Genomic DNA, 22,924 nt, shown 5'->3' with positions numbered 1-22,924 from the left:
CTGATCGTGCTGGACAAGAATCCGCTCGAAGACATCCAGAACAGCAACAGCGTGCGCTACACCATGGTCAACGGCCGTCTGTACGACGCCAACACCATGAACGAGATCGGCAATTACGCTAAGCCGCGCGGCAAGTTTTTCTGGGAAGCAAATCGCGCACCGAACAACATCGATTGGGAGAAGTCATGGGCCGAGCAGTAGTAGCGTTGGCGGCAGTGCTGGCGCTTACAGCAAACGTTTGTGTCGCCAAGACCTGGACGGTTTGCCCGGCGGCTGCGAAGGCCGCGGACTGTGATTTCAAGGGCGATAAAGCGCTTCCTGAAGCGGTCGCGCGCGCTGCAGATGGCGACACGATTCGGATTCGTGCTGGTCGTTACACGCCGGTGGCGTATCAAGACGTGCCGTTTCGCGATCTGATGGTGCGCGCGTTCGTCGTCATCGACGACAAGGACGTGGCTCTGGTCGGCGAGCCTGGCGTAGTGCTTGCCGGTAACGACAAGCTGCCCACCTCAGCCATCGTCATTCGTAATGCCGAGGTGAGCCTCAGTCATCTCAGCATCTCGGGTTTTCGTTATGCCATCGAAGAAGACGATATCTACGACGGCCATGGCATCTTCGCCATCGACAGCAAAGTCCGTATCGATGACGTCAGTATCGAGAAGTTTCAAAAGATGGGTTTGAGCGGTCGCGGCGATACCCAGCTCGACGTGACGAACTTGCGAGTGCTCGACGGCCACGTCGGTGTGTGGCTGCACGAGACGGCCTATCTGCGTCTGCGCAACTCTGTGGTGAGAGGCAACGATTCGAGCGCCATCACGGCCTACGACAGCTCAGCCGCGCACATCACCGGCTCGACGGTCGAGGGCAATGCGCGTTACGGCTTGTACGGCAATCAGCAGGCCGCGGTGTTCGCGACCCGAACCAAGGTTGCGGATAACAAGCTAGGCAACGTCAACGCGCTGGCGGCGAGCCGAGTGCTGCTCGAAGAGCCGAACTGAGCTCACTCCTGGGCTCATTCCTGGGCTCAGTTGGAGGGCACCATCTCCGGGTGCTCTTTGGCGATGGTCGCGGTGAGCCAGTGCCGGAAGCGCTCGATCACCCGCGACTGCCAACGATCGGCGCGCGAGATGAAATGATAGATGCCGGTCTGCGTGGCGAACGCAGGCTTTTGAGAAGCGACATCGATCAGCCGGCCTTCAGCCATGTCTTCGGCGGCGATCAATGAATTGGTCAACGCGATGCCTCGACCGAAGCGCGCGCCTTCCAGCGTCAAATGGCCTTGCCACAGGCGCGGCCCGGGCAGCTCGCCTTCTTCACTGACCCCGCTGGCGGCCAGCCAACGACGCCAGCCGTCCGAATCCTGTTCATGCAACAACTGGTGCTTCAACAAATCGCGCGGCTCGCGCAGCGCCGGTGCGCCGGCCAGATAAGCGCGGCTGGCCACGGCGATGATGGGCACCCGGGCGATTTCTACACTGCGTAAATGCGGCGGCACTTGCAGAGGCGCACGGTAGGTGCCGACCAGCCGAATCTCGATATCGGTGTCGGGCGACAGGAACTCGGGGCTGCGATTGGCCGGTTGCAGTTCCACGTCCAGCCCGGGGTTGGATTTCTCGAAATCGCCCAGCCGGCCCGAGAGCCAATGCAAGGCAAAGCCCGGCATGCAACGGATGTGCAGGCAACGGTTGTCGCCGCGCTTGATCAAATCCACGGTGGCGCGGGCGATGATATCCAACGCGCTGGCAATATCCCGGTGATAGCGAATGCCATCCTCGGTCAGTACGCTGCCGGCGGCGGTCCGCTGAATCAATTTGGTGCCGGTCCAATCCTCGATGGCACGCAAATGGCGGCTGACCACGGCATGGTCACGACATAAGTACTGAGCGGCCTTACGCACCCCGCCCAGCCGGGCGATGGCATCGAAGGCTCGTAAGGTCTCGAAGGGCGGCAACGCACGCCGGGACAGCAACTGCGAGCTGGGCATGCGAGCGCGCAGCGCTTCGTCGTTCATGGCCAACGAGCTGTGATCTTTATCGGCAGGGCTAGCGGGGCTGTGAGTGCTGCCGGCAGCGTTGGCGGAAGCACTGACACTGGAAACTGTACGCACGGATCACCTCACCCCGTCAGGGGCAATGCTGAAACCTCCATGGAGATATGCGGAGCGTGGCTGGCAGCTGCGTATCCGTCTCACGCATGGTGCCGATTCGTCACCTCCTGCGCAAGGCTGTCGTTGCGGCTTGCGGTGGTGTGCGGCTCACACCGGTGTTGCGGGCTTGTCAGCGCGGCGATGTGCCGACTTTGACTATAAATGACAGCGACGGGGTGTGCCTCGATTAAACCAACATGGGGAGAGAGAATGTTCAAAGAAAGTAAGCTGCTGCTGGCGGTGTCGTTGGCAGCGGCGGTGCAACCGGCGGTTACGTTGGCGCAGTCGGAGGCCGTGCTGGAGGAGGTCACCGTAACAGCGCAGAAGCGCGAGCAGCGTTTGATCGAAGTGCCGGTGTCGATTACCGCAATCAGCGGTACTGATCTGGAACAACGCGGCATCAGCTCGGCGCAGGATCTGTCCTTTGCGGTGCCTGGCCTGACCATGCACGAGGATGGCCCGGGTCAGAACGTCATCTTCATGCGAGGCATGAGTAACCTGTACGGTAGCGATGCGCTGGTCGGCGTGTATCTCGACGAAGCACCGCTCACCATCGGCATCGAACAGCTCGATTCGCGCGTGCTCGATCTGGAACGAGTCGAAGTGCTCAAAGGTCCGCAGGGCACGTTGTACGGTCAAGGCTCGGTGGCGGGTGTGATTCGCTTCATCACCAAGAAGCCGGAACTGGATGCGTTCAGTGGCCGCGTCGAAGCCTCGCAGAGCTTCATCGACGGTGGCGACAGCAAAGAAGCGTTCACCGGCGTGGTCAACCTGCCGCTGATTACGGATAAATTCGCCGTACGTCTGGCCGCGACTCTGGAGCAGGGCGGCGGTTGGCAGGATCAGCCCGAGGCCGGCATCAAGAACGGCAACAATCAGGATTTGGTCAACGTGCGCGGCAAGGCGCTGTGGCAGCTCAGCGATGCGTTTACCGCCGAGGCCATGGTGGTCATCCATCGTAACGAGAGCAAGCTCGGCCAGGGTTATGAGAACGCCGATCGCACGGTGTTCGTCGCTATCGATCCGGCGCGAGTGCTGGTGCCCAAAGAGTACGACTACGATCTGTACAACCTGACACTGACTTACGATCTGGGTGGCGCGCAGCTGATGAGTTCCAGCTCGTACGTCGATCACAGCCAGGTCTCGCCGTATGCCTACAAGGGCGGCCCCGAGACGAACTTCAACAATCTGCTGGAAGGCAACGACGAACGTTTCTGGAAAGCGCGTTCGTTCACTGAAGAAGTGCGGCTGGCGTCCACGGGCGACGGACCGTTCTCCTGGACCTTCGGCGCCTACTACCGCACCTTGGACAAGAAGTTCGAATCGTACTCGGACACCTTGTACAACGGCACCGTCGATCCGACTTACTACTACCTCGACATCGACGAATGGAAATCTTACGCGGTGTTCGCGGATGTTTCTTACGATCTGACCGAACGCCTGCAACTCGGCCTGGGCGCGCGCTACTTCGAAGATGAGCAAATGACTTTCGACGGCTCGTTGCGCGAAGAGGATTCGTTCAACTCGTTCGACCCGCGTGTGTATGCCTCGTACAAAGTCGCCGATGACATGAATGTGTACGTGAGTGCTGGCAAGGGCTTCCGCACAGGCGGTTTCAATCGCGGCATCCAGCCGAACTATCAGCCTGAAGAAGTGTGGAGCTACGAGCTGGGCTTGAAGGGTTTGATCGCCGATGGGCGTGCGCAGATCGAACTGGCTGCTTACTACACGGACTATTCGGACATGCTGCGTCGTGGTCTGGTGTTCGTGCCCGGCGGCACTCCGCCGCTGCAACAGCTGACCAGCAACGTGGGTAAGGCCGAGGTCAAAGGTCTCGAAGGCGGTATCACTTGGCGTGCCACCGATGCGCTGACGCTGAACACCACAGCTGCGTACATCGACAGCGAGATCACCGAGGTGAATGCCACCAGCGCCACCAACCTGCCGGGCGATCCGATGGATTACACACCGAAGTTCAGTTTCACTGCCGGTGCCAACTACGGCTTCGATGTGGGCTCGCTGCCTGGCTATGCGCGCGTCGACTACAGCTATCGCGATGAAGTGACGCTGGTGGTGCGTTCCAACTATCCGGCGGCCAACCTGCCGCAGCGGACCGAGCCGATCAGCCTGGTCGATGCTCGCGTCGGTTTGGAAATCGGCGCGGCCTGGGTCGAGTTGTTCGGTTCCAATCTGACCAACCAGAATAAGTGGATCGATCCGAACTTCGGCTTCCTGAATGCCAACCGCACGCGGCCGCGCGCCATTGGCTTCAAGGTCGGCTATAAATTCTGATATCAATTTTGCTGACTGCAGGGGCGAGAGTGATTCAACGACGAGTAAGGAGCGCCGTGCTGGCGCTCCTGTGTAGCACTGGGGCGATGGCTGCCGACTGGGACATCGCCAACACCGGCCAACCTTATAAAGACGTCGAGTTCACAGTGACCGAAGGCACCTGGATGGGTGTCGATGTCAGTCCCGACGGCAAGACGTTGGTCTTCGATCTGCTCGGCGATATTTATAGTTTGCCCGTGACCGGTGGCGACGCGACGTTGCTGCACGGCGGGCCAGCGACTCAAACCGCGATGAGCTTTAGCGCCGATGGCAAACAGTTGCTGTATCTCAGCGACATCACCGGCGTCTCCAACGTGTGGGTGTCGAATGTCGACGGCTCTTCGCCGCGGCAGATCACGCATGAGAAGGTCGACATTCTGGCGTCGCCGACGTGGGGGCCGAACGGCCGTACCGTCGCCGTTACTCATATTTCAAATGTTCAAGCCGAGATGTACACGTCCGACATCCGCTTGTTCGATGTGGCTGGCGGCGCAGGACGCGTGCTGGTGGATCGGCCGAAGAATCAGCGCGACGTGCAGGAAGCGCGCTTCTCCAGCGATGGTCGCTATCTGTATTACACCGAGCGACTCAACGACCCGTTCACATATATCGACGCCAACCACATCAACTTCGCCATCAAGCGGCGGAACTTGAGCACCGGCGAAGCCGAATCGCTGTTGCAAGGCTTCGGTAGTGCGACCACGCCGCAGATCTCTCCCGACGGCAAGCAAGTCGCCTTCGTTCGTCGCGTGAAAACCAAGACGGTGCTGTTCGTCTATGATACCGAGACCGGCCGACAGCGTCCGGTGTTCGATGATTTGGATCGCGATGCTCAAGCCGAGAACTGGCTGCAGACCGGCTACTTCCCACGCTTCGATTGGTTTCCGGACAATCGTCACGTGGCCATCTGGGGCAAGGGCAAGTTGCTGCGTGTGGATACCGGTGTGGACGCGCAGGCAGGGCACGCAGCGACGGAGATTCCGTTTCGTGTGCTGGCCAAGCATCGTGTGACTGAGCCGCTGCGCGTTTCGAACGATCTGGCGCCGGACAAATTTCCGGTGCGCATCGTGCGTCAGCTGGCGCCGGCAGCCGATGGCAACAGCTTGGTGTTCAATTCGCTGGGTGCGTTGTGGTCCAAGCCGCTGCCGAACGGCACGCCAGTGCGACTCACTAAAGGCGACGCGTTCGAGTACGAGCCCATGTATTCGCGCGATGGCAAACAACTGACCTTCGTCGAGTGGCATGACGAGCGCGGCGGTGCGCTTCGTATCAGTGCTGCTGGCGGTCGTGGCGCGAAGACGCTGGTGAAGAGCCGCGGCGTCGTGCGTCAACCGTCCATCTCTCCTGACGGCAAGCGCGTGGTCTATCGCATTCAAACCGGCGACAAGAATCTTGGCGGGTACGGTGCGAAGGCCGGCATCTACTGGGTCGATATCGCCAGTGGCCAGTCACATCGTGTCGCGGACGATGGCGAGACGCCGATGTTCTCGCCCGATGGCAAGCGCATCTACTTCACTGTCACGAAGCGTGATAGCGAGGTGTCGACTCAGCTTCACAGCGTGAACATCGAAGGCTTCGATCAACGCTTGCACGCTTACACGCCGAACTCCGACGTGCTCGACGTCGTCGTCAGCCCAGATCTGCGTTGGATAGCGTTCCGTGAGCTGCAGCAGTACTACGTGGTGCCGTACCTCGAGACGGGCACACCGATGCTGGTCACTGCGACTAACAAAGCAATGCCGGTTGCAGCGCTGACCGAGTTGGGCGGTCAGGCTTTGGCCTGGTCCGTTGATTCGAAGACATTGCATTGGGTGCTGGGTCCGTCGTTGTATCGCGTCGATGTTGCCGCGATGTTTGCTAACGGGGCGTCGCCGCCGAAGTCGTATGCGACGTTGGGGCTGGAGGTCGCGTCCGATGTTCCCTCCGGCACGTTGGCTTTGACCAATGGCCGAGTCATCACCATGCAAGGCGATCAGATCATCGAACGCGGCACCGTGGTCGTGACCGGTAATCGCATTGTCGCCGTGGGCGAAACAGGCGCCGTGGCGATTCCCGCGGGTGCGAAGGTCATCGATGTCGCTGGCAAGACCGTGATGCCGGGCTTGATCGACATGCACGGCCATATCGAATGCTGTTCGGGTGGCGAAGGCCTGTTGCCTCAAAAGCAAGCCGGTCGCTACGCCGCGCTCGCGTTCGGGGTGACCACCAACTTCGATCCCTACAGCTCCGAGGTCAACAGCTACGAGAGCGGTGAGACTGATCGTGCTGGCATCACCGTGAGCCCGCGTTGGATCGGAAGCGGCCATGTGATCTACGGCCGTAGCAAGACGCCGAGCGCCAAGTATGTGCCGATCTCGAACTACGACGACGCGCGTGTGGTCATGGAGCGTAAGCGTGCGCTCGGCGGCATCGTCATCAAGAGTTACAAACAGCCGTCACGCAGCCAGCGTCAGCAGTTGGTCAAGGCGGGGCGCGATTTCAATGTGATGGTCGACATCGAGGGTGACGGCTACTACAACATCATCAATAGCTATCTCGACGGTCACACCAACGTCGAGCACAGCATCTCGGTGGCCAACTACTACGACGACGTGGTGCAGCTGATGGGGCGGGGCGGCGTTGCCAACACGCCGACGTTGGTCGTGCTGTTCGGCGAGTTGTACGGCGAGAATTATATGTATCAGAACACGCGCGCCTGGGAGGATCCGAAGATCCGGCGCTTCGTGCAGAAGACCATCAGTCATTACAGCCCGCTTGGGCTGCGGGGCTCAGCGCCTCCGCACGTGCGTGGGATGACGGGTATTCACGCGGCTGAAGAAGTCTATGAGATTGGCATCCACTCCGTGGCGCGCTCCATCAAGAAGCTGGATGAAGCAGGCGTGCGGGTGAATGTCGGCTCGCACGGTCAGGTGCCGGGGCTGGCCATGCATTGGGAGATGCAACTGCTGGCTCAGGGCGGGATGAGCAATCATCATATTCTGCGTGCGGCGACTTTGAATGGCGCAACCACCTTGGGACTGGAAAAGCAGATCGGTTCGCTGGCGGTGGGCAAGCTCGCCGACCTGATCGTGATGGACGCCAATCCGCTCGACAATGTGGCCAACGCCAACTCGGTGCGTTACACCATGCTCAACGGGCGTTTGTACGATTCGCTCACTTTGGATGAGGTGGGCAATCACGCCCGGCCACGCAGCAAGTTCTATTGGGAACTGGCCGACTACAAGGGCATCGATTGGAACGAGGCATGGGCTGAACCGTAAGCCTACTCAGCCCAACTTATCTACGTCGAACGACTCGGTGGTTTCCTGCAACCGAGTTGTCGATCGCTGGTAGCGCTTGGCGCTGCGAGTTACAGCACGTATTGTTCCCCGCGTTCGCTTACACGACACGGGGAGAAGGCGTTGTTCAATCGCAGACACATCATGTCTCTGTTGGGGCTTGCGGGTGCCGCAGGGGTAGTGGCCAACAAGCCGGCAGCCGCGGCTGAGCGCGCCACCGGCAACACCGCCAACGAACTCATCGAAGCGTTGGCAACCGTGCCAGTGCTCGACGTGCACTCGCATGGCTTCCCGGCGTTGGCGCCGGTCACCGAAGAAATCTTCCTGGAAACGCTGGCGCTCAGCGCCTGGATGCTGGACGCGTATTTCCCTGCCGAGCCGGGTCAGGACAAAACCGTCTACGAACAATGGCGGGCCGCCGACCCGGACGAACGCAAACGCCTGGACCGCAAGTACGGCATCCAGAAGCGCTTCGACGAAGTCGTCGAACAGATGCGCTCCACCACCTTTGTCGAGGCGCTCACCAAAGAGATGGCGGTGTTCCTGCGCTGTAAGCCCACGCTCAAGGACGTGATTGCCGCTCGCAATGAGTACACCAGCGGTAACTATTGGCGCTACGTGAACGACATGTTCGGCGACGCCCAGCTGGAAGGCGCGCTGGTGCAAGGCTCGCTGGGTGCATGGACTCTGCCCGAGCCCAAGCAAGAAGACTTCAAGAAGGCCTTGAAGATGAAGGTGTACGACGTGGTCACCGCCGGCGCCTGGCGCTTCCTGGACGAAGACATTCCGGTGGCCGATCTGGTCTCCAAGTATCGCGCGCAGTTGAAGAAACTGACCAAGGAAGACGGCGGCGTCGCGATCAAGTCCGGCATCGTCAAACTGAGCGGCGCCGACGTCGAGCCGGTGACGCCGTCGCAGGGCGAACAAGCGTGGGAACAGTGGCGCAAGCTGTCCAAAGCCGACAAGCAGCGCATTTACGATCGCACCTGGCGCCCCGCGTTCTGGAAAACCCTGCAGGACTTCCTGCTCTGGGAAACCTGCGCGGTGGCTTACGAGCTGGACATTCCGTTGCACATCCATGCCGGCAATGGCGAAGGCCAGGACAAGATCAGCACCCACTATCCGTACAAGCTGGAAAACGTGGTGCGCTATCCGGTCGAGTTCCCGCAAAAGCCGGTGCAGATCGTGCTGCTGCACGCAGGCTTTCCGCACCATGCCGAAGCGGCGTACATGTCGCACATCTTCCCCAACGTTTGGTACGACATGTCCATCATGGCGCCGTTCGTGAACCGCGGCTTGTATCAGCGGCTGTTGGAGACCTTCGAAACCGCGCCGTTGTCCAAAGTGATGTACGGCAGCGATGCCTATCACGTGCCCGAGTTCTTTTATCTGGGCGCCAAGTGGGCCAAGAAGCATGTGGCCAAGGCCATGGCGGTGCTGGTGGACGACGGCGTGCTGACCAAGGACGACGCCGTGCGCTACGCCAAAATGATCCTGGCGGACAACGCGCGCCGCCTGCACAAGCTGCCCGCCCGTTGAGGGTTTTTACCGGGCATTTTAACTAAGTCGAACGAGCGAAGCAGATCCTGCAAGCGATCTGTTTTGCTAAGTGGCCGGGCTGATTTGCTGTATGTCTGGCCGCCGTCCGGGTATGGTCCAAGCCGTGCAAGAAACACTCGAGGACTGGTTCCGCCGCGAGATCTTGATTCACGAGGCCGCCCTCGTGCGGTTCCTCGCGCGCAACTGGTTCAATCAGAACGACGTTCAAGACATCCGGCACGACATCTATGTGCGTGTGCTGGAGGGGGCGGAGCGCAAGCTGCCGCACTCACCCCGTGCCTTCCTGTTCGGCGTCGCCCGGCACTTGCTGATCGACCGAGTACGCCGCGAGCGCATCGTCGCTATCGATTTGTTGGAGGATGTGGACTCCTTGAACGTCCTCATAGATGAGGTTTCCCCTGAACGTCGCGCGACTGGCCGGGAACAGGTGCAACGGCTGTCCAGGCTGTTCGACCGGCTGCCGCCGCGTTGCCGGGAAGTAGTGTGGATGAAGCGTGTGGAAGGCTTGTCGCAAAAGCAGATCGCCGAACGGCTCGGCATTGCCGAGGCCACGGTGGAGCGTCACTTGGTTCGCGGGATCGCCTTGCTGGCGAATGCTTTGCATGGCACCGCGCCGAGCTGCGCCAAACGTATCGACGAGGAATCAGTGCGACCGGTTGAGCCCCAACATGGAGAGTAGACAACATAGTGAGCAAGCCGCCGCTGCATGGATCGCGCGTCGCGACTCGGAAACGTGGAGCGATGCGGATGCGGCTGCGCTCGAACAATGGTTGGCGGAATCCGCCAGTCATCGAGTGGCCTATTACCGATTGAACGCCGCGTGGCAGGAGACCGGCCGCCTGCAGGCATTGGTCGGCAACACAGCCGTTACGCCTGCTCCTATCGCCTCAGTACCAAGCGTCGCTGCACCTCCGCAGCGGCCGCAACTCGCCGACCGGCAATTACGTTGGCGCTCGCTAGCTGCGGCCATCGTGCTGACAGTCGGTGCGAGCGTGGTGGCATTCAAGGCTCTGCAATTGCCGCAAGGTACGCATGTCACCGTGGTCGGCGGCATGCAGCACGTGCCGATGAACGACGGCTCGCGTCTGACGCTCAATACTAATAGTCAGGTAGAAGTCGCGTACAGCGAAGCCGAACGGCGCGTCGAGATCAAACATGGCGAAGCTTTCTTCGAAGTCGCCAAAGATTCCAAGCGGCCGTTCGTGGTGGTGGCAGGCGACAAACGCGTCATCGCCGTCGGCACGGCCTTCTCGGTTCGTCGCGAAGGCGATGAAATGAGATTGGTCGTCTCGGAAGGCACGGTGCGTATGGAAACGGCCGCCAAGAATGTGCCGCCGCCTGGGCCGTTGAAGGCTGGCTCCATCGTGCGCGCGCGCCGCGACGACATGCTGGTGCAAACCGAAGCGCCTGCCGATATCGAGCGCACGCTCAGCTGGCGCGCCGGCGTGCTCACATTCCGCGATACACCTTTAGCGAATGCCGTGGACGAATTCAATCGTTACAACACGCGCAAGCTGGTGATCGAAGACGAACGCGTCGGAGCCTTGCAGATCGGCGGCATCTTTCGCGCCACGCAACCCGAGGCGTTCGCGAATTTGTTGTCGGAAGGTTTTCCCATTCAAGTAGCGGTGGAAGAGGAGCGCATCGTATTGCGCGCAAATTGACTTGCCGGAAATTCGAATCTCGCTCGACTGACATTGCGTGCGGTCAACAAGAACCGAGCAATGGGGTTTATGCATGCTGAAGACGCAAACGATTCGAAACACTCTGGTCGCCTTCGCCGTCACTACGGCACTAGCGCACTTCAATATAGCAACGGCGTTGGCCGATGCACCAAGAGCGGTCAATGTTTCTGCAGGTAACCTGCAAGACGCACTGGAATCGCTCGGCAAACAACTCAATGTCGATGTGGTTTATCCGAGCCGTGAGCTGCAAGGCTTGCGCACGTCCGGCATCAGCGGCGTCATGGAGCCGCGCGCGGCGTTTGAAAAACTCATCGAAGGCACGCAGCTCATCATCAAGGAGCAGGGCAACGCACTGCTGATCACCAGCACGCCGCGTGCCGCGAACGGCCATTCGAATGAAACGACGATGGGGCCGGTGCGTCCGATCCGTCTGGCGCAGGCGAGCATGGTGAATGCCGCTTATCAACAAACTGCAAGCGATGCGCGCGCAACAGCGCCGGCTCCAGCCGAAACGGCGGCCGGTGCGGCGGAAAGCACCGACAGTCTCGCTGAAGTCGTGGTGACCGGTTCGCGACTCCAGCGTAAAGACATCGAAGCGGTGAGCCCCATCACCATGCTCAGTGAAGTGGAGATCGCTCAGCGCGGCTACATCCGCACAGAAGAAATTCTGATGCACATGCCGCAGCTGCAGACCTTCCAGAGCGAATCGGGTCGCACGTTCGTCGATCTGCGTGGCCTCGGTTCGCAGCGTACTCTTGTGTTGGTCAACGGCCGACGTTTGCAGTCGGGCGGTTATAGCAGCGCCTCTGCTGACGCCAGCATCGTGCCTCCTGGCCTGATCAAGAACGTCGAGATCCTGACCGGCGGTGCCTCGTCGGTGTACGGCGCCGACGCGGTCGCGGGTGTCGTCAACTTCGTGATGGACACCGACTTCGAAGGTCTGAAGATGACCGGCAGCGTGTCTGCCTTCCAACACGACAACGACAACACCATGGTGACGCGTGCGATGGATGCGCGTGGCGAGAATTGGTACGCGAAGGGCAATTCTTTCGACGGCGAACAGTACAAGCTCGACATCATGGCGGGCGGCAAATTCATGGACGGCGCCGGCCACATCAGTGCCTACCTGGGCATCGACAAGAGCTCGTTGTTACGCATGAACGCGCGCGACTACAGCTCTTGCGCGCTCGCTGCCAACGCGACTTGTAGCGGTTCGCTTGAAGCCGGCGATCCGAATTTCATTTTCGCGAACCCCGTGGGTCGACGCACTCTGCAGGACGACGGCACGTTGTCGGTGTACACCGATAACCTCGCCAACTGGGGCAACAACCTGTCGATGCGTCATCCGGCCAAGCGTCTGCGCGGCGGTGCCTTTATCAACTACGAGATCAACGAGCATGCGCAGCCGTACTTCGAGCTGAACTTCATGCGCGCCGAAACTCGTAACTACTACGATGAAACGGCGACCTTCGGCGTGCCGGCCAGCATCCGTTGCGACAGCCCGCTGTTGAGCGCGGCCCAAGCCGCGCAGATCTGCGGCGCCGGCGGTTTGAATCTGCTGCCGACTCAGAGCTTCACCGTCAACCTGTACAAGCGCAGCGTCGAAGGCGATGCCCGCTACTGGGACAAGACCTACAACTCGTTCCGCACGGTCACCGGCTTGAAGGGTGAAATCTCCGGCAGCTGGCGCTACGACGTGTCGTTCTTGTACGGCAACACCACCAGCTCGGAGCAGGGCACGAATGTGTTCGTCCGCAGCCGCCTGTTGAATGCTGTGAACCTCACTCGCAACGGCAACGGCGACATCGTGTGCGTGTCCGGCGGCTCTTGCGTGCCGTACATGGTCTTTACGCCGGGCGGCATCACGCAGGCCGCGCTCGACTATCTGACCTCGGATCACTACATCGACGGCGACGCCAGCACGTATGTGACCAACGCCTTCGTCTCCGGCGATCTGCCGCTGACGATGCCGACGGCGCGCAACCCGGTTGCCTTGGTACTCGGTGCCGAGTATCGCAAGGAGACTTTCGGTGCGTTCTACGACGATCCGCAGAAGCAGGGCGACATCCTCGGCCGCACGCGTCAGCAAGACGTGAATGGTGCCTACGAGGTCAAGGAGTACTTCGTCGAAGCGGCGGTGCCGTTGATCGAAGATTTGCCATGGGTGCAGAGCCTGTCGGCGGAACTCGGCTTCCGCTATTCCGACTACAACTTGTCCGGTGCACAGAACACCTGGAAGGCGGGTTTGAACTATCGCCCGATCTCGCAAGTGAAGTTGCGCGGCGGTTTCAACCGAGCGGTGCGTGCGGCGAACGTGGTCGAGTTGTTCCGCCCGCAAGCCAACGGCTTGTGGAACGGTTCCGATCCCTGTGCCGGTGCCAACCCGTTGTATAGCGCTGCACAGTGCGCACGCACTGGCGTGTCGGCGAGCCAGTACGGCTCGGTGACCGCCAATCCGGTGGGTCAGTTCAACCAGCTCACCGGCGGTAATCCGCAGCTCGATCCGGAAACGGCCGATACCATCACCCTGGGCCTGGTGCTGTCGCCGTTGGATCGGATGAACATCACTCTGGATTACTGGGACATCAAGATCGAGGACGTGATCGGTACGGTGGGTGCGTCGACGGCTCTCAACCAGTGCGCGCTGACTGGCGAAGCGTCACTGTGTAGCCTGATTCGCCGTGCTCCGGACGGCAACTTGTGGCTGGATCTGTTGAGCGGCTCGGGCGGCTACATCATGGCCACCAACGCCAATCTGGGTTCCTGGCACTATCGCGGCGTGGACCTGAGCATGGATTACAGCTTGCCGTTCGGTCCTGGCGACGTGAAGTTCTCGGTGAACGGTAGTCGCTTCCTGAAGAAATTCCGTGAGAACGTCAAAGGTCTGGCCGGTTCGCGCTTCTCTTGCGAAGGCTTGTACAGCGCCAACTGTAACTTCCCGACGCCGAAGTGGCGCCATACCTTCGGCGCGACCTACGCTTCGGACAGCTTCTGGTCGACCACAGTTTCCTGGCGTTACTACGGTGCAGTGGATAATCCGGCGGTCACGACCGGTATCGACTCGGGCATCAACGCGCAGAACTTCTTCGACTTGTCGGGCACGTTCCAGGTTGCGGACAACGTCAGCGTGGTTGCCGGCGTGAACAACGTTCTCGACAAAGAGCCGCCGCTGGTCAGCCTCAACATCTCTACCAACTACTTCAACACCGTGGATGGTTACTACGACATGTTGGGTCGGTTCTTGCACTTGAGCGCGACGGTCAAGTTCTAAACTTGCCGGGAGTCTCCTGACGTAAGTTGAAGATTTGGGGCCGGGGTTGCTTAGTGCACCCCGGCCTCGCATTTCGCTTGCCGGAATTCCGATGGCGGATCGACACCCCTGTGTCAGGTCAATGAAGACCCGAGTCACAGGTTGTCGAGATGCTGAAAAAATTTACCCGCCGGAATAATTTGCTCGCCTTCGCGGTCACCGCGACGCTGGCTCACTTCAACGCAGTGGCCGCTGAAGCCCAAGGGCCAGCGGAGCCACCCTCTTCGACATCCGCCGCGCCAGCGACCTCCGACACCGTTGCGGAAGTCGTGGTCACCGGCTCGCGCTTGGTTCGTAAAGACATCGAAGCCGTCAGTCCTGTGTCGGTGCTCGGCGAAGTCGAGATCGCACAGCGTGGCTATATCCGCACCGAAGAAATGCTGATGCACATGCCTCAGCTGCGCACTGAGCAAAGCGAGTCGGGCCGAACCTTCGTCAATCTGCGCGCCCTGGGTTCGCAGCGTACGTTGGTGCTGGTCAACGGCCGCCGCTTGCAAGCGGGTGGTTACGGCAGCGCTGCTCCCGATCCGAGCTTGGTGCCTCCCGGCTTGATCAAGAACGTCGAAATCCTGACCGGCGGCGCGTCGTCGGTGTATGGCGCGGACGCCGTCGCTGGCGTCGTCAACTTCGTGATGGATACGGAGTTCGAAGGTCTGAAGATTTCTACCGGCGCCTCGGCCTTCCAGCACAACAACGACAACAGGATGGTGTCGCGTGCGATGGATGCGCGTGGCGAGGAGTGGTACGCCAAAGGTAATTCCTTCGACGGCGAGCAGTACAAGATCGATATCGCGGCCGGCGGCAAGTTCGCTGACGGTGCCGGTCACGTCACCGCTTATCTCGGTGCTGACAAGAGCTCGTTGTTGCGGATGAGCGCGCGTGACTACACCTCCTGCGCACTCGGTTCCGACGCAACTTGTAGCGGCTCGTTCGAAGCCGGCCGGCCGAATTATTACTTCCCCGAGCTGGATGCCGAAATGATGCTCGCGGACAACGGCAGCCTGGTGCCTTACGACAACAATCTGGCCAACTGGGGCAACAACCTGTCGATGCGCCACCCGGCCAAGCGCCTGCGCGCCGGTGCCTTCGTCAACTACGAAATCAACGACCACGCCAAGGCGTATTTCGAGTTGAACTTCATGCGAGCCGACACTCGTAACTACTACGACGAGACCGCGACGTTCGGTATGCCTGCGACCATCCGTTGCGACAGCCCAATCCTGAGCGCCGGACAAGCGGCCGAGATTTGCGGCGCTGGCGGTTTGAATCTGGCGCCCACCGACACGTTCACCGTCAATCTGTACAAGCGTAACGTGGAAGGCCAGGCGCGTTATTGGGACAAGGTCTACAACTCGTTCCGCGCCGTCACCGGCTTGAAGGGCGATATCACGTCGAACTGGCGTTACGACGTGTCGTTCCTGTACGGCAACACCACCAGCTCCGAGCAGGGCACGAATGTGTTCGTGCGTAGTCGCGTGTTGAATGCCGTGAACCTCACTCGCGACATCAACGGCAACATCGTTTGCGTCTCCGGCGGCGCTTGCCAGCCCTACATGGTGTTCACACCAGGCGGCGTTACGCAGGCCGCGCTGGACTACATGACCAGCGATCACTACATCGATGGCGATGCGAGCACGTATGTCACGAGCGCGTTCGTCTCGGGCGATCTGCCATTGACCATTCCTTCGGCAGCCAATCCGGTCGCGTTGGTGCTCGGTACCGAATACCGCAAAGAAACATTCGGCACCTACTTCGACGATCCGCAGAAGCAGGGCGACATTCTGGGTCGCACGCAACAGCAGGACACCAAGGGTTCGTACGACGTGACTGAGTTCTTCGTCGAAGCCGCGGTGCCGTTGGTCGAAAACTTGCCGTGGGTACAGAATCTGTCGGCCGAGCTCGGCTATCGCTACTCCGACTACAACCTGTCCGGCACCCAGAGCACCTGGAAGGCGGGTCTGAACTATCGGCCGACTCAGGAACTGAAACTGCGCGGCGGTTTCAACCGCGCGGTGCGTGCTCCGAACGTGGTTGAGTTGTTCGAGCCACAGTCGAATGGTCTGTGGAACGGCTCCGATCCTTGCGCCGGTGCCACTCCGCTGTATTCGGCTGAGCAGTGTGCGCGCACTGGCGTGGATCCGAGCCGCTATGGCTCGGTCACCGCCAATCCGGTCGGCCAGTTCAACCAGTTGACCGGCGGCAACCAGAACCTGGATCCCGAGCAGGCCGATACCATCACCCTCGGCTTGGTGATCTCGCCGCTGGATCGGATGAACATCGCCATCGATTACTGGGACATCAAGATCGATGACGTGATCGGTACGGTGGGTGCGTCGACCGCCCTCAACCAGTGCGCCCTGACTGGCGACGCGTCGCTGTGCGGTCTCATCAATCGTGCCGCTGACGGCAACCTGTGGCTGGATCTGTTGAGCGGTTCGGGCGGCTACATCGCGGCCACCAACGCCAATCTCGGCGCCTGGCATTACCGCGGCGTGGACCTCAACTTCGACTATGCGCTGCCGATCGGCGCCGGCGACGTGCGGTTCTCGCTCAACGGCAGCCGCTTCCTGAAGAAGTTCCAGGAGAACGTCAAAGGCGTGTCGGGCTCGCGCTTCTCGTGCGAAGGGCTGTACAGCAGCAACTGTAATTTCCCGACGCCGAAGTGGCGCCACACCTTCGGGGCCACCTACGCTTCGGACAGCTTCTGGTCGACGACGCTGAGCTGGCGTTACTTCGGTGCGGTCGACAATCCGGGCGCCAGCTCGGGTATCGACGCCGGCATCAACGCGCAGAGCTTCTTCGACTTGTCGGGCACCTTCGCGGTCGGCGACAACATCAGCATCGTCACGGGTGTCAACAACATCCTCGACAAGGAGCCGCCGCTGGTCAGCCTCAACATCTCCACCAACTACTTCAACACGGTGGACGGGTACTACGACATGTTGGGCCGGTTCCTGCACGTGAGCGCGACGGTCAAGTTCTAGGCGGTTCACCTAGCTAGGGAACTTGCTGACGGGCTGGGGAGTTACCCGGCCCGTCGTCCCTCCGTCGGCCTGGCGTGTGTACTTGCACGGCCGGAACGCAAATGGCATATGGGCGGCTAATGAGAGAAGTGCCGCCCCCGACCGCACCCTACGAATTCTTACTGTCGCTCGATCAGACCATCCGGCCGTTGCTGGACGCGCTCGAGATCGTGCAGGCGGCGGCCAGCGCCCTTGGCCGGCACTTACAGGTCAACCGCTGCGCCTACGCGGACGTCGAAAGCGACCTGGACACATTCAACCTGACCGGCGACTACAACGACGGCGTGCCCAGCGCGGTCGGTCGCTATCGCTTCTCCGAGTTCGGCGCCGAGTGTTTGCGCCTGATGCGGCTCGGTCAGCCGTATATCGTCGAAGACTCCGAGACCGACCCGCGCAGTCAGAGTGTGCTGGCCAGCTACCGCCACATGCAGATCCGTTCGGTGATTTGCGTGCCGTTGCTGAAGGCGGGAAAGTTTTCGGCCGCCATGGCGGTTCATCAAATTCGGCCGCGGCGCTGGCGACAGGAAGAGGTCGATCTGGTGCAACTGGTGGCCAGCCGTTGTTGGGAGTCACTGGAGCGTGGCCGCGTCGCGCGCGAGTTGCGGGAGCTGAACCAAAATCTGCAGAGACAAGCGCTGGTCCTTGCCGAAGAATTGACCCGGGCGGAGCGGCAGTTCGCGCAGCTGGTGGCCGGCGTTACCGATGCGGCCATCTACATGCTCGACGCGAACGGTCGTGTGACGTCATGGAATCCTGGCGCCGAGCGCATCAAGGGTTACAGCGCCGGTGAAATCATCGGTCGTCATTTCTCCGAGTTCTATACCAAAGAGGATCGCGCCAAAGGCTTGCCGGCGCGCTCGCTGAGTCTGGTCGCCAGCGCCGGCAAGTTCGAAGGCGAGGGTTGGCGCGTACGCAAGGATGGCTCGCGTTTCTGGGCCAGCGTGTTGATCGATCCGATCTACGGCCCGGATCGGCAGCTGGTGGGCTACGCCAAAGTGACTCGCGACATGACCGAGCGGCGGCTGATTCAAGAACAGCTGAATCAGGCGCAGAAGATGGAAGCCATCGGTCAACTCACTGGCGGCGTGGCGCACGACTTCAACAATTTGCTCACCGTGATTCTGGGCAATCTCGATACCGTGCAGCGTCGCTCTGCTGCAGGTGACGAGCGCTCGCAGCGTGCGATCGAGCACGCGTCGCGAGGTGCCGAGCGTGCTGCCGCTCTGACGCATCAGCTGCTCGCGTTCGCACGCCGACAGCCGCTCAATCCGAAACCGACCGGCGTGAATCAGCTCGTCACCACTTTGCTCGAGCTGATCCGTCGCACCTTGCCCGAAGGCATCTCAGTGCAGTCGCGGCTCAGTGCCGGTGTGGGTCAGGTGAGCGTCGATGCCAATCAGATGGAAAGCGCGTTGCTGAATCTGGCGGTGAACGCCAGGGACGCGATGGAGGGCCAGGGCACGCTGAGCATCGAAACTCACCAGGTCGACGTGAATGCCGACGAAGCGTTGCGGTTGGGGGATTTGGAGCCTGGCCTGCACGCTGTGATCTGCGTGACCGACACCGGCGCCGGTATGTCCAGCGAAGTGATCGCGCGTGCCTTCGATCCGTTCTTCACGACCAAGCCGGTGGGACAGGGTACGGGGTTGGGATTGAGCCAGGTGTTCGGCTTCGTCAAACAATCCGGCGGTACGGTGAAGCTGCTGAGCGAGGTCGGCCACGGCACCACGGTCAAGATCTATCTGCCGCGCGTCGATGCGGAATCGACGGTTCGGCCCGAGCGCCATCGCGACGCGCCTCGCGGCGCCAGCAACGAAACGGTGCTCGTGGTCGAGGATGAGGAAGACGTCCGCTCGTACAGCATCGAATGTTTGGAGGAGCTGGGCTTCTCGGTACTGTACGCCGCCGACGGTCCGTCGGCGCTACGGCTGATCGATGCTCATCCGGAAATTCGTTTGTTATTTACCGACGTCGGCTTGCCGCACATGAACGGTCGCGAGCTCGCCGAGAAGGTCCGCTTGGTGCGCCCCGAACTGCCAGTGTTGTTCACCACGGGATACGCGCAGGATGCAATGTTTCAACAGGGTCAGCTGGATGAGAATGCCGAACTGCTGACCAAGCCTTTCAATCGCTCGCAACTGGCTGAGCGCATCCGGCAGTTACTGGACGCTTGATCGTCTCTTACGCAACTCCTCGTCGGAGAGGCGCACCACGCCCACGTCGCACGCGAAAGGTCTAAGTAACGCCTGCAACGTGCTCAAGCGCGGGTTGCCAGTGCCGGATTCGACGTCGGCCAGTGCTCGGGGCGCTACTCCACACAGCTTGGCGTATTCGCTCTGCGATTTTTTGGTGATCAGCCGCATGTGCCGAATCACGTCGCCGATGGCCAGGTCGGAGGGTGGAATCTCCGAGTTCAGCTGCTCGCGTAACTCGGAGATGCGGTCGCTATCCAAAGATCGATGCACACGTCGCATCAGCGCACTCCTTGGAGTTTACTCAGGCTGGTGGCCAAGCGCTCGATCTCCGGCTTGCGCTGTGCAACGAGGGCGGCGTCGACCTCGCATTCCGTCATGATCGTCGGTAATTGCGCGATAGTGTCGGCCCACTCTCGCAGGGAACTTGCGATTCGCTCGACATCGATAACGGTGCGTAACCCTCGTGCACGACGATCTTCGTTGCGGTCGTGCAATCGCGTGAGTACCGCTGTCCAGTCATGTGCGCGATGTACAGCTCTAGCCACATAACATGCAAAATAATGCATGTTATTGGTCATTTGGTCAGCTAATCTGCGCTATAACGCAGATTAGTGATGCGGGATTATTCCATCCCGCGCTCACCACCGGAGCGTCGGGCCAGCTTTCGACGAAATCGGTTGTAGCTGCGACGTAGCCGCGCGAACGGTTCGAAGCCGGCACGAGACGCCTTGAGGAAGGCGGGCGGAATGCGGTTGTTGCTGAAGGAGTTGATGACCGGCCGCAGAGTTCGCAGATCCGTCAGATGTCGAAATGCCACCAGGCCTCGGAAGGGATCCGAGTGCATCGGTGTGTAGTACGCGCAGTCCTCGAAGTAGTAGTGCGTGACTTGCGACCAACGCGTCTTGGATTTATCCAGATGAGGCATACCGCCGTGTAGCAGGTTGGATGCCCAGATGAGCGCCTGGCCTTTACGAGCATGAAATTGTTCGCGACGCACGCCGGTGCGTTCGACCAGTCGCCGCCAGACTTCGTGATACGTGCTTTGATCGTTGACGCCATCGCGAGGCACGAAGCCGACGTGCTCGTTGGTATAGATGGGCCAGCGATGCGAACCGGCGTAGTACTCGAGCGGACCTTGCTCCGGGCCGATGTCTTCCAACGCCAGCCACACGCCGCACATGAACCGTTCCGGCACCGACGAGAAATGAATCGAATCGGTGTGGAAGTGTTGTTCGGTGCCGACCGGGAAGTTCAAGGTTTGAAACGGCCAGGCCTGCCGACCGTACAGCTTGCTGAGCAACTCCAGCACGCCTGCATTGATCGCGACCGAGCGGACGTCGTCATTCGTTTTCCATGCGTCCTGTACGCGCATGTCGGCCTTGCCGCTGCGCCATTGCGTCCAAGGATAGCGGCCGTGTAGTGCCGACTTGATCCGTTCAGCCTTGGCCTGAATGTCCGCATCCGGAAAGTCGAACACTGCGTAACCGTTGTCGCGCAAATCCTTGGCGATGCGCAGTTCCTCGGCGCTGCAGTTCCCGGGCACGAAAATGTCGTCGAAGAACGGCGACTCGACCGCCGGCACGCCGGGCAGGGGATTGCGATGCGCTTGGCTCATTGTGATTTGCTCTTCAGCCAGTGTGTCACGTGTTCACGCAGCATGGGCAGCGTTACTGAACCGTTCTCCAGCAGCACGGTGTGGAGCTCGCGAATGTCGAAGCGTGAGCCCAATGTTTCCTGGGCTTGTTTGCGAAGCGCGAAGAACTCCAGCGCGCCGGTGTCGTAGGCGGTGAGCTGGCCGGGCAGAATGGCGACTCGATCGACCAACGACTTGACGGTCTCTGCATCAAAGCGGCCGCTCTCGGTGGCGAACTTCATGGTCTGCTCTCGTGTCCAGCCCAGCCTGTGAATGCCTGGGTCGATCATCATGCCGCGTGCCGGCCACAAACGTCGATTGGCGAGCGCGTACTTGGAAGTATACAAACCCATTTCTTCCGCCAGCCCCTCGGCATAACGAGCCCAGCCTTCCACAAATCCTGAGTTGCCGACCAAGCGTGTGATCGGGTGTGCCGCGGGACGCTCGACGGCCAGCGCGATCTGCAAGTGATGGCCTGGATACGCTTCATGAAACGCTGTGATCTCTGCGTTCGCGCGCGTGGTCTCGGCATAGGAATAGAGCGTGATCCGATACATCGCCGACCGGCTGCCGTCCTCGGCGGCGGGCCAATAGCTGTCGCTCGCGCCTTTCTCTAGAAAGTCGGGATAGGGTTCGACGACGACCTCTGCCTTGGGAACGCGCGCGAACCACTTCGACATGTGACCCTTCGCGCGGCTCACTGCTGACTGCGCGTACTTGAGTAGTTCGTCACGACTGGTGAAATGGTTCGTCGGGTCCTGTTTCAAACGCTGGAGCAGGGTCGGTAGATCGTTGGCCTGCAGGTCCTTCTTACCGATCTCCAGCGCCGTCGCCAGGTTGCGCTCCACTTCGCGACGCCCCAGCTCGAACGTTTCTTTGGCGGGGCGATCCAGCGTCGTGTAGTTGCGGAACGACGCTTGATAGCACTGCTCGCCATTCTTATTGGCGGTGACCGCAATGGCTTCGCGCGCCTTGGCCAGGTACTCGGTTTTCAAGAACTGGTTGTAACGTTCCACCACCGGCTTGATTTGTTTGCTCAGCAGCTCGGCCCAAGCCTTTTTGAACTCCGGCGATTCATCGCGCGTCGCCGGGTCGAACATGGGCCATTGCTCGACCGGCTTGGCGAGCATTTGATCTATTTGCTCGATGACCAGCTGCACATTCGCCTTCGGTGTGGAGTAGCCGGTGCGCAGCCCTTCGCGAAGATTGTCCAGTTCGTTGTTCAAGTAACGCGGTAACTTGCCCCACCGAGCCAGTGCTTCCTTGCGCGCCTGCTCGGAGCCCACCGGCTGAATCGCGGCCAGCTGAGTGGTGGTATAGGGCCAGCCGGCCATTTGATTCACTGGCCACAACTCATAACGACAAACTCGCAACTGCCGTGACGCTTCCACGGCTTCTCTCAAGAAGCCCAGCGCCACCCATTCCGGTTTACCAAATAGTTGCGCCGAATCGATCTTGGCGAGTTCTTTGGCCCAACTGTCTTCTTGCGCTTCCCAGCGCTTCAGTGCCGCGAGCGAGTTATCTGTTAAACCATCGTGATGTTCGAGCGTCATGCCGCTGAACGTCGCCGCTTCTGGAAACGTCTTGGCGTACTCCGCCACGTAACTGTCCGCGAGCGCTGTTACTCGGGCGGCTATGGCGTTTGTCGGTGGCGTCGGTTGCTCGGCTGTGTTTGCAACGCCAGCCCACAGTGTGGTCGCAATGGCCATTGTCACCACTGACGTGTTCCGTGTCCTCACGACTCACCTCGCATGCAAGTTGAT

At 60.5% G+C, this 22,924-nt stretch carries 15 protein-coding genes; 10 read left to right on the top strand and 5 right to left on the bottom strand.

What is annotated here, in order from left to right:
• Both JNL55_RS21100 and JNL55_RS21095 read left to right on the top strand, forming a co-directional pair.
• Positions 1-201, top strand: a 201-nt coding sequence (locus JNL55_RS21100; protein ID WP_293858416.1) for a hypothetical protein, incomplete at its 5' end; no start/stop codon positions are given.
• On the top strand, positions 186-998 hold the full coding sequence (locus JNL55_RS21095; protein WP_293858413.1) for a right-handed parallel beta-helix repeat-containing protein: 813 nt from the start codon (positions 186-188) through the stop codon (positions 996-998). The genes JNL55_RS21100 and JNL55_RS21095, both read left to right, overlap by 16 nt.
• Positions 999-1,024: 26 nt before the next feature.
• On the opposite strand, the gene JNL55_RS21090 is transcribed toward JNL55_RS21095, so the two are convergent.
• On the bottom strand, positions 1,025-2,107 hold the full coding sequence (locus tag JNL55_RS21090) for a LysR substrate-binding domain-containing protein (protein ID WP_293858410.1): 1,083 nt from the start codon (positions 2,105-2,107) through the stop codon (positions 1,025-1,027).
• Positions 2,108-2,356: 249 nt separating this feature from the next.
• Between JNL55_RS21090 and JNL55_RS21085 the strand changes: the two genes are divergently transcribed.
• From JNL55_RS21085 to JNL55_RS21050, 8 genes are all read left to right on the top strand, one after another.
• Positions 2,357-4,438, top strand: coding sequence for a TonB-dependent receptor (locus tag JNL55_RS21085; RefSeq protein ID WP_293858407.1), 2,082 nt, complete (start codon positions 2,357-2,359; stop codon positions 4,436-4,438).
• A 56-nt stretch (positions 4,439-4,494) separates the two neighbouring features.
• The gene (locus JNL55_RS21080) at positions 4,495-7,737 is read left to right on the top strand and encodes an amidohydrolase family protein (protein WP_293858404.1); all 3,243 of its coding nucleotides are present in this window, start codon (positions 4,495-4,497) and stop codon (positions 7,735-7,737) included.
• 141 nt (positions 7,738-7,878) lie between these two features.
• Positions 7,879-9,294, top strand: coding sequence for an amidohydrolase family protein (locus tag JNL55_RS21075; protein WP_293858401.1), 1,416 nt, complete (start codon positions 7,879-7,881; stop codon positions 9,292-9,294).
• A gap of 124 nt (positions 9,295-9,418) precedes the next feature.
• Positions 9,419-9,994 (top strand): RNA polymerase sigma factor, encoded by a 576-nt coding sequence (locus tag JNL55_RS21070; protein WP_293858398.1) that lies wholly within the window; start codon positions 9,419-9,421, stop codon positions 9,992-9,994.
• Entirely contained in the window at positions 9,984-10,979 is a 996-nt protein-coding gene (locus JNL55_RS21065) for a FecR family protein (RefSeq protein ID WP_293858395.1), read from the top strand. Before JNL55_RS21070 ends, JNL55_RS21065 begins: the two co-directional genes overlap by 11 nt.
• 73 nt (positions 10,980-11,052) lie before the next feature.
• Positions 11,053-14,271 (top strand): TonB-dependent receptor, encoded by a 3,219-nt coding sequence (locus tag JNL55_RS21060; protein WP_293858392.1) that lies wholly within the window; start codon positions 11,053-11,055, stop codon positions 14,269-14,271.
• Between the two features lie 149 nt (positions 14,272-14,420).
• Positions 14,421-17,294: a TonB-dependent receptor plug domain-containing protein gene (locus JNL55_RS21055; protein ID WP_293858389.1), complete on the top strand. Its 2,874-nt coding sequence runs from the start codon at positions 14,421-14,423 to the stop codon at positions 17,292-17,294.
• 119 nt (positions 17,295-17,413) lie between these two features.
• Positions 17,414-19,507, top strand: coding sequence for a PAS domain S-box protein (locus tag JNL55_RS21050; RefSeq protein WP_293858386.1), 2,094 nt, complete (start codon positions 17,414-17,416; stop codon positions 19,505-19,507).
• Here the strand turns inward: JNL55_RS21050 and JNL55_RS21045 are convergent.
• From JNL55_RS21045 to JNL55_RS21030, 4 genes are read right to left on the bottom strand one after another with little or no spacing between them, the layout of a single operon-like run.
• Entirely contained in the window at positions 19,493-19,807 is a 315-nt protein-coding gene (locus JNL55_RS21045) for a helix-turn-helix domain-containing protein (protein ID WP_293858383.1), read from the bottom strand. The genes JNL55_RS21050 and JNL55_RS21045 overlap by 15 nt on opposite strands.
• Positions 19,807-20,106, bottom strand: coding sequence for a hypothetical protein (locus tag JNL55_RS21040; RefSeq protein ID WP_293858381.1), 300 nt, complete (start codon positions 20,104-20,106; stop codon positions 19,807-19,809). Before JNL55_RS21040 ends, JNL55_RS21045 begins: the two co-directional genes overlap by 1 nt.
• Positions 20,107-20,150: 44 nt before the next feature.
• Positions 20,151-21,143, bottom strand: coding sequence for a phytanoyl-CoA dioxygenase family protein (locus JNL55_RS21035; RefSeq protein ID WP_293858378.1), 993 nt, complete (start codon positions 21,141-21,143; stop codon positions 20,151-20,153).
• Positions 21,140-22,870 carry a DUF885 domain-containing protein gene (locus JNL55_RS21030; RefSeq protein WP_293858375.1) on the bottom strand — a complete coding sequence of 577 codons (1,731 nt, stop codon included), beginning with the start codon at positions 22,868-22,870 and terminating at the stop codon, positions 21,140-21,142. The genes JNL55_RS21035 and JNL55_RS21030 overlap by 4 nt, the downstream gene beginning before the upstream one ends.
• Positions 22,871-22,924 lie beyond the last annotated feature (54 nt).

The organism is Steroidobacter sp. (genome assembly GCF_016790065.1).
Taxonomy (GTDB): Bacteria; Pseudomonadota; Gammaproteobacteria; order Steroidobacterales; family Steroidobacteraceae; genus Steroidobacter.
The sequence above is the reverse complement of the archived record's forward strand: the minus strand, read 5'-3'. Positions and strand labels throughout refer to the sequence as shown.

Coding starts and splice junctions, on each gene's coding strand:
- JNL55_RS21050 (WP_293858386.1), top strand. CDS start 17,414: ATGAGAGAAGTGCCGCCCCCGACCGCACCCTACGAATTCTTACTGTCG.
- JNL55_RS21095 (WP_293858413.1), top strand. CDS start 186: ATGGGCCGAGCAGTAGTAGCGTTGGCGGCAGTGCTGGCGCTTACAGCA.
- JNL55_RS21060 (WP_293858392.1), top strand. CDS start 11,053: ATGCTGAAGACGCAAACGATTCGAAACACTCTGGTCGCCTTCGCCGTC.
- JNL55_RS21030 (WP_293858375.1), bottom strand. CDS start 22,870: ATGGCCATTGCGACCACACTGTGGGCTGGCGTTGCAAACACAGCCGAG.
- JNL55_RS21040 (WP_293858381.1), bottom strand. CDS start 20,106: ATGACCAATAACATGCATTATTTTGCATGTTATGTGGCTAGAGCTGTA.
- JNL55_RS21035 (WP_293858378.1), bottom strand. CDS start 21,143: ATGAGCCAAGCGCATCGCAATCCCCTGCCCGGCGTGCCGGCGGTCGAG.
- JNL55_RS21045 (WP_293858383.1), bottom strand. CDS start 19,807: ATGCGACGTGTGCATCGATCTTTGGATAGCGACCGCATCTCCGAGTTA.
- JNL55_RS21055 (WP_293858389.1), top strand. CDS start 14,421: ATGCTGAAAAAATTTACCCGCCGGAATAATTTGCTCGCCTTCGCGGTC.
- JNL55_RS21085 (WP_293858407.1), top strand. CDS start 2,357: ATGTTCAAAGAAAGTAAGCTGCTGCTGGCGGTGTCGTTGGCAGCGGCG.
- JNL55_RS21065 (WP_293858395.1), top strand. CDS start 9,984: ATGGAGAGTAGACAACATAGTGAGCAAGCCGCCGCTGCATGGATCGCG.